This window comes from Lacunimicrobium album, from assembly GCF_052161635.1.
Classification (GTDB): domain Bacteria; phylum Planctomycetota; class Planctomycetia; order Planctomycetales; family Planctomycetaceae; genus SXPC01.
Genome location: NZ_CP197413.1, coordinates 2,017,374 through 2,033,267 on the forward strand (window position 1 = coordinate 2,017,374; position 15,894 = coordinate 2,033,267).

General features: G+C 55.3%; 9 protein-coding genes. 3 read left to right on the forward strand and 6 right to left on the reverse strand.

What is annotated here, in order from left to right:
• Positions 1–13: 13 nt before the first annotated feature.
• Both SH248x_RS08015 and SH248x_RS08020 read right to left on the reverse strand, forming a co-directional pair.
• Positions 14–1,678, reverse strand: a complete 1,665-nt coding sequence (locus tag SH248x_RS08015) for a serine/threonine-protein kinase (protein WP_459558009.1) — start codon at positions 1,676–1,678, stop codon at positions 14–16.
• Positions 1,678–2,322: a sigma-70 family RNA polymerase sigma factor gene (locus tag SH248x_RS08020; protein ID WP_459558010.1), complete on the reverse strand. Its 645-nt coding sequence runs from the start codon at positions 2,320–2,322 to the stop codon at positions 1,678–1,680. The genes SH248x_RS08015 and SH248x_RS08020 overlap by 1 nt, the downstream gene beginning before the upstream one ends.
• Positions 2,323–2,670: 348 nt before the next feature.
• Between SH248x_RS08020 and SH248x_RS08025 the strand changes: the two genes are divergently transcribed.
• Positions 2,671–4,407: a hypothetical protein gene (locus tag SH248x_RS08025; protein ID WP_459558011.1), complete on the forward strand. Its 1,737-nt coding sequence runs from the start codon at positions 2,671–2,673 to the stop codon at positions 4,405–4,407.
• Between the two features lie 60 nt (positions 4,408–4,467).
• On the opposite strand, the gene SH248x_RS08030 is transcribed toward SH248x_RS08025, so the two are convergent.
• A complete protein-coding gene (locus tag SH248x_RS08030; protein WP_459558012.1) occupies positions 4,468–7,185 on the reverse strand; it encodes a hypothetical protein in 2,718 nt (905 codons plus the stop codon).
• Between the two features lie 426 nt (positions 7,186–7,611).
• On the opposite strand from SH248x_RS08030, the gene sppA reads away from it, so the two are divergent.
• Complete coding sequence (sppA, locus tag SH248x_RS08035; protein WP_459558013.1) at positions 7,612–8,694, forward strand: S49 family peptidase; 1,083 nt, start codon at positions 7,612–7,614, stop codon at positions 8,692–8,694.
• Between the two features lie 121 nt (positions 8,695–8,815).
• On the opposite strand, the gene SH248x_RS08040 is transcribed toward sppA, so the two are convergent.
• The 3 genes from SH248x_RS08040 to SH248x_RS08050 all read right to left on the reverse strand — a co-directional run bounded on the left by SH248x_RS08040 (position 8,816) and on the right by SH248x_RS08050 (position 13,665).
• Entirely contained in the window at positions 8,816–9,856 is a 1,041-nt protein-coding gene (locus tag SH248x_RS08040; RefSeq protein WP_459558014.1) for a linear amide C-N hydrolase, read from the reverse strand.
• Between the two features lie 225 nt (positions 9,857–10,081).
• Positions 10,082–12,343 carry a hypothetical protein gene (locus tag SH248x_RS08045; RefSeq protein WP_459558015.1) on the reverse strand — a complete coding sequence of 754 codons (2,262 nt, stop codon included), beginning with the start codon at positions 12,341–12,343 and terminating at the stop codon, positions 10,082–10,084.
• Positions 12,344–12,813: 470 nt separating this feature from the next.
• A complete protein-coding gene (locus tag SH248x_RS08050) occupies positions 12,814–13,665 on the reverse strand; it encodes a sigma-70 family RNA polymerase sigma factor (protein ID WP_459558016.1) in 852 nt (283 codons plus the stop codon).
• Positions 13,666–14,240: 575 nt separating this feature from the next.
• Between SH248x_RS08050 and SH248x_RS08055 the strand changes: the two genes are divergently transcribed.
• The gene (locus SH248x_RS08055) at positions 14,241–15,809 is read left to right on the forward strand and encodes a serine/threonine-protein kinase (RefSeq protein WP_459558017.1); all 1,569 of its coding nucleotides are present in this window, start codon (positions 14,241–14,243) and stop codon (positions 15,807–15,809) included.
• The last annotated feature ends 85 nt before the right edge of the window (positions 15,810–15,894 follow it).

Sequence of the window (15,894 nt, forward strand, 5' to 3'; positions counted from 1 at the left end):
CAATATCAGCGGCTTATTCTTTTTCGAAATACCTGTTCAGCCCGCGAAATCTTTGCACGAGATTTGCCATAATGACTCCGGTCGTCAGCACAAAGATGCTGACGAAAAAATTCGCGATTTCATCTGGTTGAACCCAGATCAAGACCATGATCGACAGCAGGCACGAAGCCGTCGTCGTTGCCACGATGACTTCGTTAATCCATAGTCCCGAAGCTGCAATCAGCAACGGAAATCCTGTAAACAAAGAGCCCCTCGGCGGATCACCAATCCAGATCATCAAAGCCAGAAGCATGGGATCAGCGATCGACCACAGAATCCGACCCAGCCATCGCGTGTCTGGACGATTGAGCATGAGTTGCAGAAATACCGACAACAACGCCCACCCTAAAAACGTCAGCTGCAGTTCGATGAAGTGGAGATATGGCCCGACGATTATCTGCTGAATCAATATGAAAGCAGAGCAAACGAGAATCGGGATCAAATGCGCAAATAACGCCGGGTATGTTCTCGCAAGACGAACCCATTGTTGAGGCAAAGTCGCAGGCCTGGTCAGAATCGGTTCGCCCTGCACAAATCGACGAAGTTCCGCAGCAAGCTCATCAGCCGATTGAAATCTCTTCGCAGCGTCTTTTTCCAGACACTTCATACAAATCAGGTCCAGCTCGACGGGGACCTTTTTATTCAGAGTTCGGGCAGGTACGGCTTGCTCTTCGAGCACACGCATGATCGTATCGAACGATGTTGCCTCCACGAACGGCGGCTTTCCGGTCAGCATCGTGTAGAGAATTGCGCCGAGGCTATACACGTCTGACCGCTCATCGACATCGCGTGAATGCCCGCGCGCCTGCTCGGGAGACATATAGGTCGGCGTTCCGAGGATTTGACCGGTTGCTGTGCGCGCGAGGTCATCGTCAGTCGATATCTTCACCAGACCGAAGTCCGAAACCCTCGGCTGTCCATCCTTATCAAAGAGAATGTTTCCCGGCTTCAGATCGCGATGGACGATTCCCTGCTGATGCAGGTAAGAGGTGGCGAGCGTAATCGTGTGCATTAACCTGCCTGCACGATGAGGGTCCATTGCCCCTTGTCGAAGCATATCGCTTAATGTCCCGCCGGACAGGTAGTCCATCGTGAAAAAGTTTTGACCATCGACGAAGCCCGCCTCGTGGATCGAGACGATTCCTGCATGCTGCAGCCGTGCTGCGGAGCGCGCCTCTCGGTGAAAACGTTCGACTTCATCCGGCGATGCGAGCGTTCCTGATAATAAGACCTTCAATGCAACTCGGCGATTCAAGGCGCCATGGACTGCCTCAAAGACGATTCCCATACCGCCGCGGCCGAGTTGACGGACAATCTGATAATCCCCGAACTTCGCACCGTCGACAAGATTCAACGACGAAGACGATTGGGGGCGGCCGTGCATCTTGCCGATGACTGTCTCAGCCATCGCGTGACGCGGCCCCAGCGATTTTTCCAGGGCACCGCGGGAGGCTTCGACAGGTTCTGCCAGGCCATGCAAGTGTTTGAGCATCTCGAACGTATCGGCGTGACTCGGATGCTGTAAGGCCAGCTGCTCGACGACATTAACTTCCCCGTTCTCCAGCGCATTGACATACGCTTCTAGAACGTCAGCCTCGTCCCAACTCTGTGCAGACTCTTCATCCCCAGACACAGGCATCAGACCTTTCCGACAATTTTGTCTTCTAACCCGCGATACTTCGCCGACAACTCCTTGACTGCCCGTGCCCACAACATCTGGGCGGCTCCCCGGGAACATTCCATCTGCTCTGCGACCTCTTCGAACGGTAGTCTTTGCAAGCTTCTTAAGATGATGACCGTCTGATAGTTTTCCGGCAGATTTGCGATCGCCTGTGCGAGCAGGACTTCTGCTTCTTCGCGCATCATCTTCTGACTGGGTGTCGAATAGAAATCGGCGAGGATTGCGCCAGGGGATGTCGATCCGCGTTCTTCTGCCAGCGGCACTTCTCTGGTGACCTGCCTTTTGTCGGCTTGCTGGTAACGTCGCGCGAAATCGATGGCGTTGTGATTGAGCAGCTGTCGCAGCCAGGCGAGCAGTTCTCCCGGGCCCTGTCCGCGAAAGTTCTCCCACTGCCGGTAGGCATCGAGCATCGTCTGCTGGACCAGGTCCGACGAATCGACTTTGCTTTGCAACTTCGCATTCAGCTGACTTTTCGCCATCAACCTTAAATAGGGTCGACACTGCTCGAACAGCCGATCGACTTGTGCCCGCTCTCCCTGCCGGGCCTGAGAGAACGCAATGCTCAGCGATCCCGCTTCCGACGATGCTTTCGATTCGCTCATGCCCCGCCTGTCGTTGTCGTAACCAGCTCGAAATCAACGTGACTTGCCCGTCTGACTGATCATACGCCACGCGGACCTCATTTCAAAAGTCCACAAAATCACACATTTTATTTTTTCCGTGTGATATCCACTTCAGCGTAACGCCTACGCATTCGTGGGTGGCCCAGCCGTTCATGGCTGGGTGACGAAGTCACAAGATACATCGCCATACGCTATCAAACGAAGCTCACCGCTCTAATTCGAATGGAATGCGGATGGCGCTGGCGTCTTGTTCGCGTTGCTCACCCAGCCATGAACGGCTGGGCCACCCAGAGGAAGCTTCCTACTCACTAACCAGAGAGCCCTAATATGTCCGACATACCTGATACCCCCGAAGCTCCCGAATCGTCGCCGCGTCCCAGGATCACCCCACTCGGGCGCATGGCGCAGGCTTTTCTGGACCCGCGCAGTATCCAATGGATGATGACGATTGGCGGGTGCCTGTTTGTCGTCGGGATGCTCGTCTACCTGATCAGCTGGGGGATCTTCGAAAACAAATATATTCTCGCAACGACACTGACAGCCAGCTCCCTGGCGATCTGGGGCTCTGGAGTCGCGACGACCATGAGAACTCGCTTCAACCTTGCTGGCCGCGCTCTCACGTTCCTGGGCTGCGTCGTTCTCCCGTTGAACCTCTGGTTCTATCACGCGCAAGATATCCTGAGAATCGACCAGGGTCTCTGGGGACCTGCTGTGATTTGCTCGGCCATCTTCGGGATCACTGCATGGTGGCTCAAGGATGCGCTCTTCGTCTTTGCGGTCCAGGCGGGTATCACATTGACGTCATTACTTGTCATGGGAGACTACGCCCCTGCGGCGAGTGCTCTCCACGTCGGCATCCTTCTCCAGATACTCGCGACACTTTCCATTCACCTCGAACGGGCCTTTAATCCTGTCGACGAAGTTTTCTCTCGCCAGCGCTTTGGCGGCGCCACGTTCTGGTCAGGTCATCTTCAACTCATCTCAGGACTTGGGATCGTCGGCGCGTATCAACTTGCGAACACGGCAACGATTCCTGTGCTCGAACCGCGTGAGCTCTTCGCCTGGATCAATGTCCTCCGCGAATCGAACACCATTCCCACCACGCTCGTCTTCGCTTGTCTGTGGTTGTGGGGGACGTATCTGTATCTTTACTCAAGACTCGTTGTCTCGAAACAGACGGTGTTCATCGTCATGACCGGCCTGACACTTGTTGCTGCTGAAGTGACCATCATTGGACGACGTCTCTCTGTCGAGACTCACCTGACGATCGCAGCCTCTCTGGGAACACTGTTGCTTGCCGTTGGACGAGGGAATCGCGAACTCTCGATCACAAAGATCGGACACATTCTCGCCATCTTCGCCTTCACGTCGACATTCATCAAAGGGAGCTTCGAAACCGCCCTTGGCAACGCCGACTGGTTCGACACTGGACGCTTCGCCCTGCTGACGATCCTCAGCATTGCCGCCACGGTTATCACTCGTCGCGACGGCGTCTCCCGCTTTTATACCGCCAGTACCTTCTTCCTGGGAGCCATCACCATCGTCGCCGGTTATCGATTGCTCGCCCTCAGTCAGGCTCAGATTTTCGAGATCGCCATCGTCACCATCGGTACGCTGCTGACGATCCTCGGCTGCGTTAAACGCTTCGATGACCAGCAGGAGATAGACATCCGCGAATGGTCAGGCCAGATGTGGATCGCCTCCCTGATGGTCACGATCCCTCTTATGTGTGCAGCCTACTCGTACCGGTTTGCTGGCGGTGTCTCTCTGCCAGACGACATGATCCTTGCCACCTTCTCCCTGCTGCTCCTGCTGACCGGTATTGCCTGGCGAATCAAAGCTTCGAGTATCATCGGCTGCTTCAGCCTGGCTCTTCAGCTGATCGTCGTCACCGGTTCGCTGGTCTATCGTCCCGATGTCGAGATGGGAGTTTACCTCGCGATCGGAGGTGGCGTCATCTTCCTGGCTGGCCTGGCTCTGAGCATTTACCGCGACCGACTCCAATCGCTGTCTCACCAGTTCACCCGCCACGAAGGAATTTTCCAGGTACTCGACTGGCGGTAATTCCGCTCGAGAAAAAAACAGACCGAGGTCGGGCAAATGTCCTGACCTCGGTCTCGTTTTTTAATGGCTTGTCGTCTCGATCAGTGCTTCCCCGACGGCGTAGTCGGAAGGCGAGGTCGAGAACTTGGTCATCGACTCTTTGGTCGCGAACAGATAGAGGCGACCTTGATACCAGACAGCAAAGTCGAGCATCCCTTCTTCGATCGTGCCAGAGTCTTTGAAGACAACGACATCACGTCCGCTGGAGGCGGGCAGGTAATGTTCGGGGTCGATTTCAAAGCGTCGTTTCGATTCGTCAGATGAGAAGTAGTAGAGCTTCTCCTGGTAGAGGACCTGGAACTCAGGGTCAGTATCAAGAAGTTCGCGTCGGTCTCGCAACGCGACCGGGCAGAAGCCTTTGAAGCCACGGACGTTCTTGCGTGAGCTGATCAGCTCGTACTTCTGCTGAGGGGTCATGGTGGGCTTCGTCATGACGACGGGCTCAGCGACGATTGGTTTCTCGACGGGAGTTGGCATCACGATTGGGACGTCGGCCTGCTTGACGATCGCGGTCTTCACTTCGATCGAGGGCGGCATCGGGATGTCATCGAACTTCACGATCGGTTGATCGTCGGAAGAATCATTGGATGACTTCGCAGTCGCTTCGTCCGCAGTTCCTGGAAGTGGCGGGATGACGAAAGCATCGGTCGGCATCTCGGCTTCCGAGTTGGCCGGTTGAGGTTCATCCTGCTCGCGATTCGCTTTGGCGGCGGCTTCAGCGAGGGCCATTGCAGAGAAGGCAGGATCACCTTCGATGACGAGATCGGAGTCTATCGACTCTTTCTTGTTTTCCACCTTGGGCAGTGCTTCTGAAGGAGCAGCTTCGGCGACCTTGTCCTGGACCTTTGGTGCCGGGACAGTCATCTGAGTCTTGGTTTCCGGGACTGGCTGTTCTTCAGAGGGCTCGTCATCCGGGAAGGTGGGAGCCGGCGGCAGGACCATCGGGATCGGAGCGGGCTGGCTTTCGGTTGCCTTAGGCTTGGGGGCCTCTGGAATGAAGGCTGGTGTTGCATCAGCAGTCTTGATTTCGACAGCTGGTTTCGCTTCGACTTTCGGAGCCCGGGTGAGGGCTTCGTCCGCGTCTTTCAGGCCGCCGTCCGGGAATTTGAAGGGGTTATCAGCGCTGGCCATTGAAGAAGACTGAGCATCATTGGCCGCGACGAACGGGGAGTCCTGATTCTTTGGTGCTGCCTTCGGGGTCTCAACTTTGACTGGCTGAGCCGCGAGGGTTTGTGGCTTCGGAGTTTCGACCTGAGCTGTCTCTGGGCGATAAGGTGCCGTCGAGGAATCGACTGGTTGCTTCGGAGCGGGAACGGTCGCGACGGAGGCGGGCTTCGCGACGAGGTCATTGCCAAGGTCGAGATCTTCTTCGTCACTCTCCGTGTCGATGACGAAGAAATGATCTTCGTCCATCTTCGGAGCAGCTTTGGATGTTGATTTGCTGACGTTGATCGCTGGCGTCGCAACTGGCTCTTCATTGCCGGGGAACTTGCCGACGGCTCCCAGTGAGGGTGCAAGTTTGGCGTTCGAACTGACATTCGCTGAGCTGTTTGCTTTGGGCGACGTCGCAGGGGCTGGTGTTTTTGAAGTCGTCACGTAACTGACAGGGTCCGGAAACATGCCCGTTGACGGTGGTGAGACGACGACCTTATTAGCTGTCGCTGCGGGAGCAACATCAAGGAGAGGATGCTGTGGCGATGGTTTGGCGACAGGAGCCGGTTTGACATCCGCTGGCTTTGTCGAGGCTATGTGATCGGGGAACATGCCAACGGGACCGGCAGGCGGCAGAGGGGGCGTCGATTTGGGCGTGGCAGCGGGAGATGGGTTCGCCCAGGCCATCGAGTCCTCCGCGGGAGCAGTGATGACCGGGTCTCTCTTCACGACCTTCGGTGTTGGTGTCGCTTTAACTTCTGGAGCAGCAGGGGGAACGAACGCCGGTCCGGGAGCGACAGGCAGAGACGCTTTCACGTCAGCTGCTGTGACGCGAGTTTCGGGCAGGATGGCGGGAAGCTCTTTGTCGACGAGCTTGGGTGTCTCGATTGGCTTGTCCATGCCCGGAATGTAGGCGCGGGCCTTGTTCAGCGGGTTGTCAGAGAGCTCAGAAGGACGGACGGTCGACTTCTGGTCCATCTTCCTGACCTGCTGAGCGGTCTCCGTGTGAGAGTCACGCAGGGCTCCCATGTCGGGCATCGTGCGGCCGTCGGCTTTGTAGAGCTCTTCAAGTTGCTTCATGACCTCGTTTGTCTGGGTTCCGGTCATCTGCGAATTGAGCTTGTTCGGCTCGGTTGGCTTGGTGGGCACGGATGCAACATTGTTGGGTCGCATGGGGTTGTTACGCGTGACCTGGGAGGGGGCCGCTTGTGTCGTTGAAGTTTGTTTGGGAGTGGGCTGTTGTGGGGCGGGTTTGCTGGCGGTGAAGGACGGATTCGCGCCATTCGTCATTGGGGGAGCAGAACGCTCTTGCTGCTCGGACTTGTTGGAATCCGACTTGAAGGCCCCTTTCATTTTGTTGCCGACGCCTTTGAAGAAGGAGCCGACGCCACCGGTCTGTTGGGTTCCTTTGTCTTCGACGATGGTGGTAGGAATAGGCTGGGCCGAACGTTTCACCTGGCTTGGCTTTGGGCTGCTGGGTGGGGCAGCGAAGATGCCGTTGACCATGATGGTCCCGGAACTGGCAAAAAGAGAAAGGCACAGCAGAGAGGTTCCGAGTCTTTTGGCGGTTTTGCGCGTGATCTTCATGGTCGACTTCCTTGTCTTTGCAGTGAGTTTGCAGACGGCGTTTGTGAACCTGCTCAACGAAGCGGGTCCGTGACCAGAACTGTCAATCACTGCGACTTGAACCAAAGTGGGGCGTGAGGCACAAAATTCCCGTACGCCGCTTGGTTCAGAGGCACACTCAAGTTATCGACGTGCCGGGTGGTCCCTTTTGATTGGCGTTAAAGCTGGTAGAATAATTTCAACCGTTGTGACGCGAAGAACCGGTGCGATACTCACAACCAAAAAATTCTACCCAGATTGCCTACTCTTCTTTCCACGCGACCGATACGAGAAAACAGGGCTCTGGACTGACAACGTCACGGAATCCTAGTTAAGAATCTCAAGCCTCGCTTCCGCCTCTCGTTGGAGTTCAATTGTTCTCCGACCAACTGACATCAAGGAATATCAATGCCTTCTGACGAATCGAATCAACCAGCATCTGAGAATATTGGCAAATACAAAGCCGTTTACAGTTCCGCCCGTGATGCTCAAGGGGGCATTCCCCAGATTGTCATCCAACAGCCTGCCAATAGCAGCGGCTGGTCATGGATCATGACGAGGGTGCTGGGGGCGGTTCTGGTCTTCTCACTCATTCTCAACATGTCGCTGGTGACTCAGCAATCGGCGCTCATGGGGGACATCTCGGGACCCATCGAGAAGTTCCACAATGGCGACAAGTCTGCCACCAATAAGATCGCGATCATTCGTATCGAAGCCACGATCATGCCTCCTTACACGGAGAAGGTCTTCGACGTCATCAAGAAAATCGACGAAGATGACTCGGTGAAGGGGGTTATTTTGGCGATCGATAGTCCGGGCGGTCTGGTCGCGGACAGCCATGAGATTTATCACAAGCTGCAGGCGCTGGCTCAGAAGAAGCCGATGTACGTTTCGATGCGACGACTGGCGGCTTCGGGAGGTTATTACGTGGCGATGGGAATTGGCGAGAAGGGGAAGATTTATGCGGAGCCAACAACCTGGACGGGCTCCATCGGCGTCATTATTCCACGTTACGACGTTTCTGAACTGGCGAAGAACTGGGGCGTCAAAGCAGATCCGCTGACAACGGGACCGTTCAAAGATGCGCTGAGTCCGTTCAAGCCGTTAAGTGAAGCAGAACGCGAAGTCTGGAGTGGGATCATGGATGAGTCGTATCAGCGGTTCGTCGATATCATTGATGCCAACCGACCGAACATGAATCGCGAGCAGGTTTTGGAAGTCGCGACGGGACGGATCTTTACCTCGCAGCAGGCGGTCGATAAGGGACTCGTCGACAAAATTGGGTTTCTGGATGACGCCATCGATGCCATGAAGACAGACCACAACCTGGGCGAGATCAAAGTGGTCAAGTATGAGTTCACACCGACACTCTCATCACTCATCTTTGGAGAAGCAAAACTCGAAGCAACGCCGAACGTGATGGAGACGCTGATGAATCAGTCCGTGCCAAGGGCGATGTACCTGTTTAGCTGGCAGACTTCGGAGAGGTAATTGTTTGGTTTAATCGTTAAAGGGTGGTTGGGGTCAGGTTTGGTAGCTGACCCCAGAATGTGCTTCCAATTGCGAATGAACTGGGGTCAGCTAGAAAGCCTGACCCCAGCCACCCGGTGTGCTATTCTGAAGCGAGGAACTCGTATGGTTTGGCGGCTGTAAAGCCCTTGGTCTGGTCGCCGGCGATGTCGGGATGGCCGACGAGGGTCAGTTTGCGGACGCCGGACTCTTTGGCGAAATCGAGTTCTTTCATTTTGACCCAGACGACGGCTGGGCTGTTGGTATTCTCGAAGAAGTAGACGAGATTCTTCTGGTCGGCAGCCGAACGCCAGAGAGTGGAGGCGATGTTGGGTTGGTCTTTGGTACTGATTCCGCGTGGGACACTGGCGTTTCGCATGACGCTCATGACCGAGGCGACTGCTTCCCGTTGATCAGAAGATTGATTACAGGCATTGATATAAAAGGACGCGCGAGCGAAGCGGTCTGCAGCACGGTTCGTCCCAGGCAGCATGATCGTCCCGCCAATTTGCTTCCAGTAGGCATTGAGGGCAAGTTGCTGGTCGTAAACCGGTGAGTTGGTCATGACCTGATACTGACGGCCATGGTGGATCACCAGTTTACCGGCAACGTATTCGAAGATGGCGGAGTCGCCTGTGGGATCAGAAATGGCGAGGTGGACTGTCCCTTCAGCACCATTGGGGGCCTTCACGGGCGAGATGCGAAACTCTTCTTTCCTATGATGAGCGACGGCTTCTTCGACTGTTGCGAACTGGTCGAGAACATATTGAGCCCATGCGGCGATGGAAACGGCAGGGCGAGGGTCAGTCGCAGGTGGATACTCTGACTCCGCAAGATAGAGCATGTTGGCGACGAGGCCTTTTTCGTTCATTCCATCAGCTGAGGCAGCTTCGTAGACGGAGGCGACGATGCTTCCGTATTTGCTCGTCCAGGTGAGAGCGGTCTTGCCGTGAACCCCTTTGCGTTCCATGCCTCGCGGAAAGAACCAGAGGTTGCTGGCCATGTCTTCCGCCCAGTCCATGGTTCGCCCGGTGACGATCATGCCGTCCGGTCCAAGGTAAACGGCACGAGTACAAGCCAAAGCCAGAGAACAGGAACAGGTGACTGCCAATGCAGACAGAACAAGGCGAGCGCGGCTGAGCATGAGAGATCTCCTCTTGAGAAGCGGGTACGTACTTTAAGTCAGTAGAACGTACGGCGAGGAGGTGTGCAATGTGTGGTTGCGACCAGCTGAGGGAAAGCAGAGAAATGCCTATCGTCGATTAGGCAATGTCGGCGAATCAGTGCCTATGCCCCACCCTCAAAGGAGAAGAGACGAAAGTTACTTCTCAACATAGAAGTGACGTCATTGGGAGCGAGACACACTCGACTACGGTGCCAGCTGCTGGAGCATTCGTTGGCCGGTCAGTGTTCGGTTCGGGCCTAGCATGCCTACAAAGGAGGACAACCACATGCGGAGATCGGGATTGTCGGTTGTGCGGTAAACATCTCGCAGGGCAGTGACCTGGGCTGCGTCGAGAAGAAGGCCGAATTCTCGGACGTGCTGGCACATCAGTTCGGCAGCGAGAATGCGATTGGCTGGCTCTGCTGAATCGAGAACGACCAGATCAGCAAGGGCTTGCTGGACGTTGGCGGTGGGAATGCGAGCCAGTGTCTCGAGGATGAGAGGTTGTTTATCGCTGTTATAGAGCTGACCTTCGAGAGCAACTTCGGCCTGCGTGAGATCGAAGACAGTGTTCGGGCTAATGGCGAGCTTATGGAGTAGGTCAAGGGACTTCGACTGGCGAGTCGTCATCTCTTGTGGAGTCAGCGGGGTTAATTCAAATCGTGTAATGTTGTCCGCCAGTTGAGCCCGGAAGTCTTGAACCGACTCGGTCTCGATCAGGAACGAGACGCCGTTGAACTGGTCGACTAAGTACTTGGTGTTGGCTTCCACGCTTTGTGGTCCAACGATGATGATAGGCAGGTAGGCCGTGCGGGCATCGGCTTTGAAGTTGGCGATGGTCGCACTGAGAGGCCAGTCGATCACGCCAGCATGGATTAAAACGAAGGCGAAGTCGCCACGAGTTGCCGCTTCTTCAAACCCTGATTTACCGTTCGTCTTGAGGGTTGCGCTCCAGGCGAGTTGAGACAGAAGACCTGCCATCGTCTGGCCGCGTTCGACATTCGGATCGATCACCAGTGCCGTTCCGGCTGGCGAGGCTGTCGCGGCCTGACTGAGAATCTGCATGACGCGGTTGGAATTCGCAAACGGCTGACGTGGACGCAGCTGAATGATACTGTCAGCGGCAGCGAACTGAACGCGTGGCGACGGGCTGTTCAGGGACTTTTGAAGTGACGTATTACCACTTGGTGCGAGCATCGTGGAATTGCCGATGCGTTTCAGCGTTTCGATCGCCACGACGGCGGCACCGTATTGTTGGCATTGAAGGCTGAGATCGAGTGATTTCGAAATCACTTCCGTGCCGCTGATCAGGCCGAGGTGAGCGGTTTCGTTGGTCGGATCGATCCCACGGTAATCTTGTTCGCGAGATTCGATGGCGAATTCGATTCCCAGCAGTAAAGCCTGGACATCGAGAGAATCGGGCAGGATGGCGAGTGCACGTCTGGCATTGAGTTCCGCGATTTGCAGGGCTGCTCGCTTGGGAACCAGAGAGACTGTGCCGATCGTCTGAGCCTGGGCATTCCACAGCCACAGTGTCGTATTGCCATCGTTGCCAACGGGCATTTTCACGTCTGCACAGTAGTATTCTTCTGCGCGACGCAGCAGGTACGCACCGATCAACGCCGGGTCAACTTTTTCCTGACCACTCAAGGTGGATTGAGACTGGAAGGAGTCGAGGCGTTCCCAGGCCATTTGAGCCGTCTTGGTAACCCCAATTTGTTCAATGGGACTGACCAGGAAGTAACCAATGTCGGCACGGGCTTGTTGTGCATTGAGCCAGCCGAGGACAGTCAGCGAAAGACTCTTAACAGCGGGGTCTGGCGATTGAAGGGCGGCGGTCATCCCCGGGATGATGGTCGGGCCCATTTGAATGAGGGCGTATGCAATCGTATCACGTTGAGTTTCGTCTTGTGTTTCCTGATACCGTTGCAGGATCCTGGGCACTGCATTCAGGCTGAGAGCTTTGAGCTGTTGAACTGCAACGTCACGCTCGCTGGGCGTGCCGAAGAGCTGATCGATGATGCCGTCGATGTATTGCGGGTTGCCAGCCTGGCGGGTCAGAGCAGCATTGAGCAGGTCGAGGAACTGACCAGCTTGTGGCTGGAGTTCGCGTGAGTTGCCAATACGGAGCAGGGCAGCAGTGCCGTACTGCTGATGAATTTCAATGAGCTGTTCGTCGGTCGGATTGGCATCGACGAGCTGGCCGAGGTATTCCTTGGCGATCGTCGGCTGACCGTAATCGATCATCAGGTTGGCGGCGCGGACCATCTCCATCGGCGTTTCGGGAGCCTTGAGGAGAACCTTGCGCGGATCGTCGGCGTTGTCTGCCTGGAGGACCGGCTTTGCCTGCGCCTTCGCAAACCAACCTGTCAGCAGAGTGGCGGCGATAAACCCGAGGCACCATAATCCCATGGGACCGCGGAGCTTACGGATGGGCGAAGGATCCTGCGGAGTACTATATGGCATGAGTCTGACCGTAAGACTGCGAACTCAGATGGGTGAAGGCCAATGCGGCTGACGCAAGTCTTCCCAAAATACCCAGAACTCCAGGGCGACGCAAAGATTCTTACGGTCGATCTGGTGATTTCCAACGATTCCGACGTGAGGCATCCTTGCCATCCGACGGTCGTAGTCTGGTGTTACGCGTTCTATCGAGTCAGCCCGTAAGCGGTCTTGAGTGCGGACGCCTGAGCAGGCGTCGTTACGACACATTGATTCCCGAAAACCCGAGCATTCCGGACAACCGTCACATTGTGACAGGGTGCAGACGGGCGGGATGGGCAGACTCATTCAGCGAACGCGTGGCAGGGTGGAGATTCAGACGAGAAATCGAACGTCTGCAAATGTAACTTCGCAGACTTCCCTCATCCGACCTCGAAGACTCGGCCACCTTCTCCCCGGGGGAGAAGGATCGACGGAGGAGACTTCGAATGGCATCAGTCGCCCATGATCCGCTTGGCCATGCGGTTGAGGGCGTCGTTTTCGATTTGACGGACTCGTTCCCGTGTCAGGCCGAGGAGGATGCCAATTTCTTTCAGCGTCTTGGGCTCATCGCCATCCAAGCCGAAGCGAAGGCGGATGATGGACGATTCACGTTCGTCCATGTGCTCAAGCATTTCATAGACATGCTTAAGGCTGTCGCCTTCGATGAGGTCGTTGTCAGGACCTTTGTCACGCTCGTCTGGAATCAGATCCCCCATGGACCAGCCGTCTTCATCGTCGGAAGACTGCGGGGTGCTGTTATAAAGCTCGATCGCCTTTTTGACGATTCGCAGCTTCTTTTTCGGGAGATCGAGTTCCTTGGCGACTTCATCTGCCGTCGGGACGCGATTCATCTCGTCCTGCAGTTTGGCGGTCGCCTTACGCCACTTCGAGAGAAGTTCGACCATATAAGCAGGAATACGAATCGTCTTCGAAGAGTTGACCAAAGCCCGCTTGATGGATTGCTTGATCCAGTAGCTGGCGTAGGTCGAGAAGCGGGTATTCATGTCTGGGTCAAAACCCTCGACAGCCCGCAGAAGGCCGAGATTGCCTTCTTCAATCAGGTCCTGCAGCGGCAGTCCTTTGGTGCTGTAGCCACGAGCAATATTGACGACCAGACGCAGATTCGCCCGGACCATCTGATCGCGTGCCTGCATGTCGCCTTCAGCGATCCGGTAGGCCAGCTCTTTTTCTTCAGCAGCATTCAGGAGAGGAGTTTCATTGATCTCTCTTAAGTACGTTTCCAGGGGGCTTTGAACATTAGAAGACAGACGACGACGGACAGTTTTTCTGGTCGTGGTGTGCACGTTGGGTGTACTTTCTGGAATAATGGTCAGTCATTTTCGGCCGTCCAACTGGCCATCTTCCGAAAGAAACGCCTTCGGAAATCACATCCAGGTACATCGCTGAACCACTAGTCATATCGACGGACTTCTCCGTCAAACTGTAATGTGACGACTGCAAAAGAGGCGGTCTCTGGTCAAACCAGCAAAACGGTTCGGGTTATGCCATCTGGGCAAACTGCGTCTGGTTTGTCGAACAGAGAAGCTTGGGAGTCGTTGTAACCGCTTCCTGCGGTCAAGTCAGACTGTTGAAGAGCACTTGGGGCTGCAACAGCGGCGTATTGTATGTGTCAAAGCGCATGACGAGGGCGGGATCTTTTCATGAGAGAAGAATTCCGATGACGTCTTTGTGAATGAATCGGCCTCTTTTAGATAATCGTTATTTCTTGCGCGGTTTGCCTGGTTGATTGTCGACCGTGTTGCAATGCGACAACAGGCCGTTGAGGAGTATCTGCAACAGCGTGGCGATTTGAAATCAGACTCAACATGGACGATGATCGAGGAACAGACATCCTCTTTCTGAAAGTCACGGGCCTATTATGCCTTTGGGCGATCTTCAACCAACTTTGATTTTCTCAGGTGCTTCGACGGACGACGTTGGCAAGGACGCGGGGAATGGACCGCCGGCGAAATCCCGCATTGGGCTGGAGAGTTCCGGTTCGACGAGGGGCGCAACGACACAGTTCGGAGAAACGACCCGCCGATTACTGCGACAGAGGCTGATCATTGCGTCATCGGTGTTTCTGATAGCGATGCTGATTGCGACGGTCGTGTTTTCATTTGTGGGCAAGATTCCAACGTCGACGATGATCAGCCGGATCCTGGCAGCGATTGTCCTTGGGAGCATTCTCGTCTTTCTCAAGAAGCATCCCGTTGTGAAGCTGCAGCATTTGAGAATTCTGGAGATTGTCATCATCTGTGTGCCAATGGCGGAGATACTTTACATCCTCTATACGCGTAGCAACGCGATGGCAGATGCGGGACTGGCGGAGCGAGTTCCTGCGCTGCGATCGCAGATCGCGGGAGTGGCATCGCTGGTGATCACTGTCTATGGAATTTTCATCCCAAATACCTGGAAGCGAACGGCGATCGTCTCGCTGGGAATCATTGGTGTGACAGTATCTGCGATGGCGCTCCAGCACCATTACTCACCACCTCTTCATCATAACGACGCCCATGATATTGAGATCCACGCGATGATCGTGATGATGCTCTGCTTCTTCGGCGCGGTCGCGACGGTCGGGTCGCATGTGGTGCATGGGATTCGTCGACAGGTCGAGAAGCTGCGGGAATACGGGCAGTATCGACTGCTCGATGAAATTGGACGCGGGTCGATGGGAGTCGTGCATAAAGCCGAGCATCGCATGCTCAAACGCCCCGCTGCGATCAAGCTGATCAACGCGGACTCAGCAGCCGACAAGACAGCGATCGCGAGATTTGAGGATGAAGTCCAAATCTCCGCCACGCTGTCCCATTGGAATACGGTGCAGATCTACGACTACGGGCAGACCGACAACGGCGACTTTTATTACGTGATGGAGTATCTCGACGGGGAACCATTGAGTTCGCGTCTGAAAAGGCAAGGCGCGCTCTCCGTTGATGAGACGATCCGGATCATGACACAGTTATGCGATGGACTCGTCGAGGCACATGCAATCGGGATGATTCACCGCGATCTCAAACCCGCGAATATCTTTCTTGCCACCGTCGGCGGCGAGAAGGATGTGGTCAAGATACTCGACTTTGGACTCGCAACCCTGACAGTCGAAACCGCGACCGCCTGCGGCGTTTGTGGAACGCCCTCCTATATGTCACCAGAGCAGATTCGTGGCGAAGCAGTCGACGGGCGAAGTGATATCTATGCGTTGGGCTGCATCTTCTATGAATGCCTGACAGGGAAGCTGGCGTACCCAGGGGAGACGGTTTCCAAGATTCTGTTTAATCACCTGGAGGGGGTGCTGCCGGAGCATGCGAAGTTGATGACAGATGCAGGAGCGATGTGGGACGTGATTGCAAAATGTTTGGATGTCGAGAAAGAGAAGCGGTTTGGAACCGTAGCGGAGTTGAAGGAGCGGCTGGTGGGAGAAGGTTTGATGGCTGTCGGTTGATGAGGATTCCATCAAGTCCGACCGAGTCTCTTCTCATTCGGTGTTCGATGAAATTATGATGAGCGTGTGCCTCTCCCCCTCCCTC

Coding starts and splice junctions, on each gene's coding strand:
- SH248x_RS08015 (WP_459558009.1), bottom strand. CDS start 1,678: ATGCCTGTGTCTGGGGATGAAGAGTCTGCACAGAGTTGGGACGAGGCT.
- SH248x_RS08020 (WP_459558010.1), bottom strand. CDS start 2,322: ATGAGCGAATCGAAAGCATCGTCGGAAGCGGGATCGCTGAGCATTGCG.
- SH248x_RS08025 (WP_459558011.1), top strand. CDS start 2,671: ATGTCCGACATACCTGATACCCCCGAAGCTCCCGAATCGTCGCCGCGT.
- SH248x_RS08030 (WP_459558012.1), bottom strand. CDS start 7,185: ATGAAGATCACGCGCAAAACCGCCAAAAGACTCGGAACCTCTCTGCTG.
- sppA (WP_459558013.1), top strand. CDS start 7,612: ATGCCTTCTGACGAATCGAATCAACCAGCATCTGAGAATATTGGCAAA.
- SH248x_RS08040 (WP_459558014.1), bottom strand. CDS start 9,856: ATGCTCAGCCGCGCTCGCCTTGTTCTGTCTGCATTGGCAGTCACCTGT.
- SH248x_RS08045 (WP_459558015.1), bottom strand. CDS start 12,343: ATGCCATATAGTACTCCGCAGGATCCTTCGCCCATCCGTAAGCTCCGC.
- SH248x_RS08055 (WP_459558017.1), top strand. CDS start 14,241: ATGCCTTTGGGCGATCTTCAACCAACTTTGATTTTCTCAGGTGCTTCG.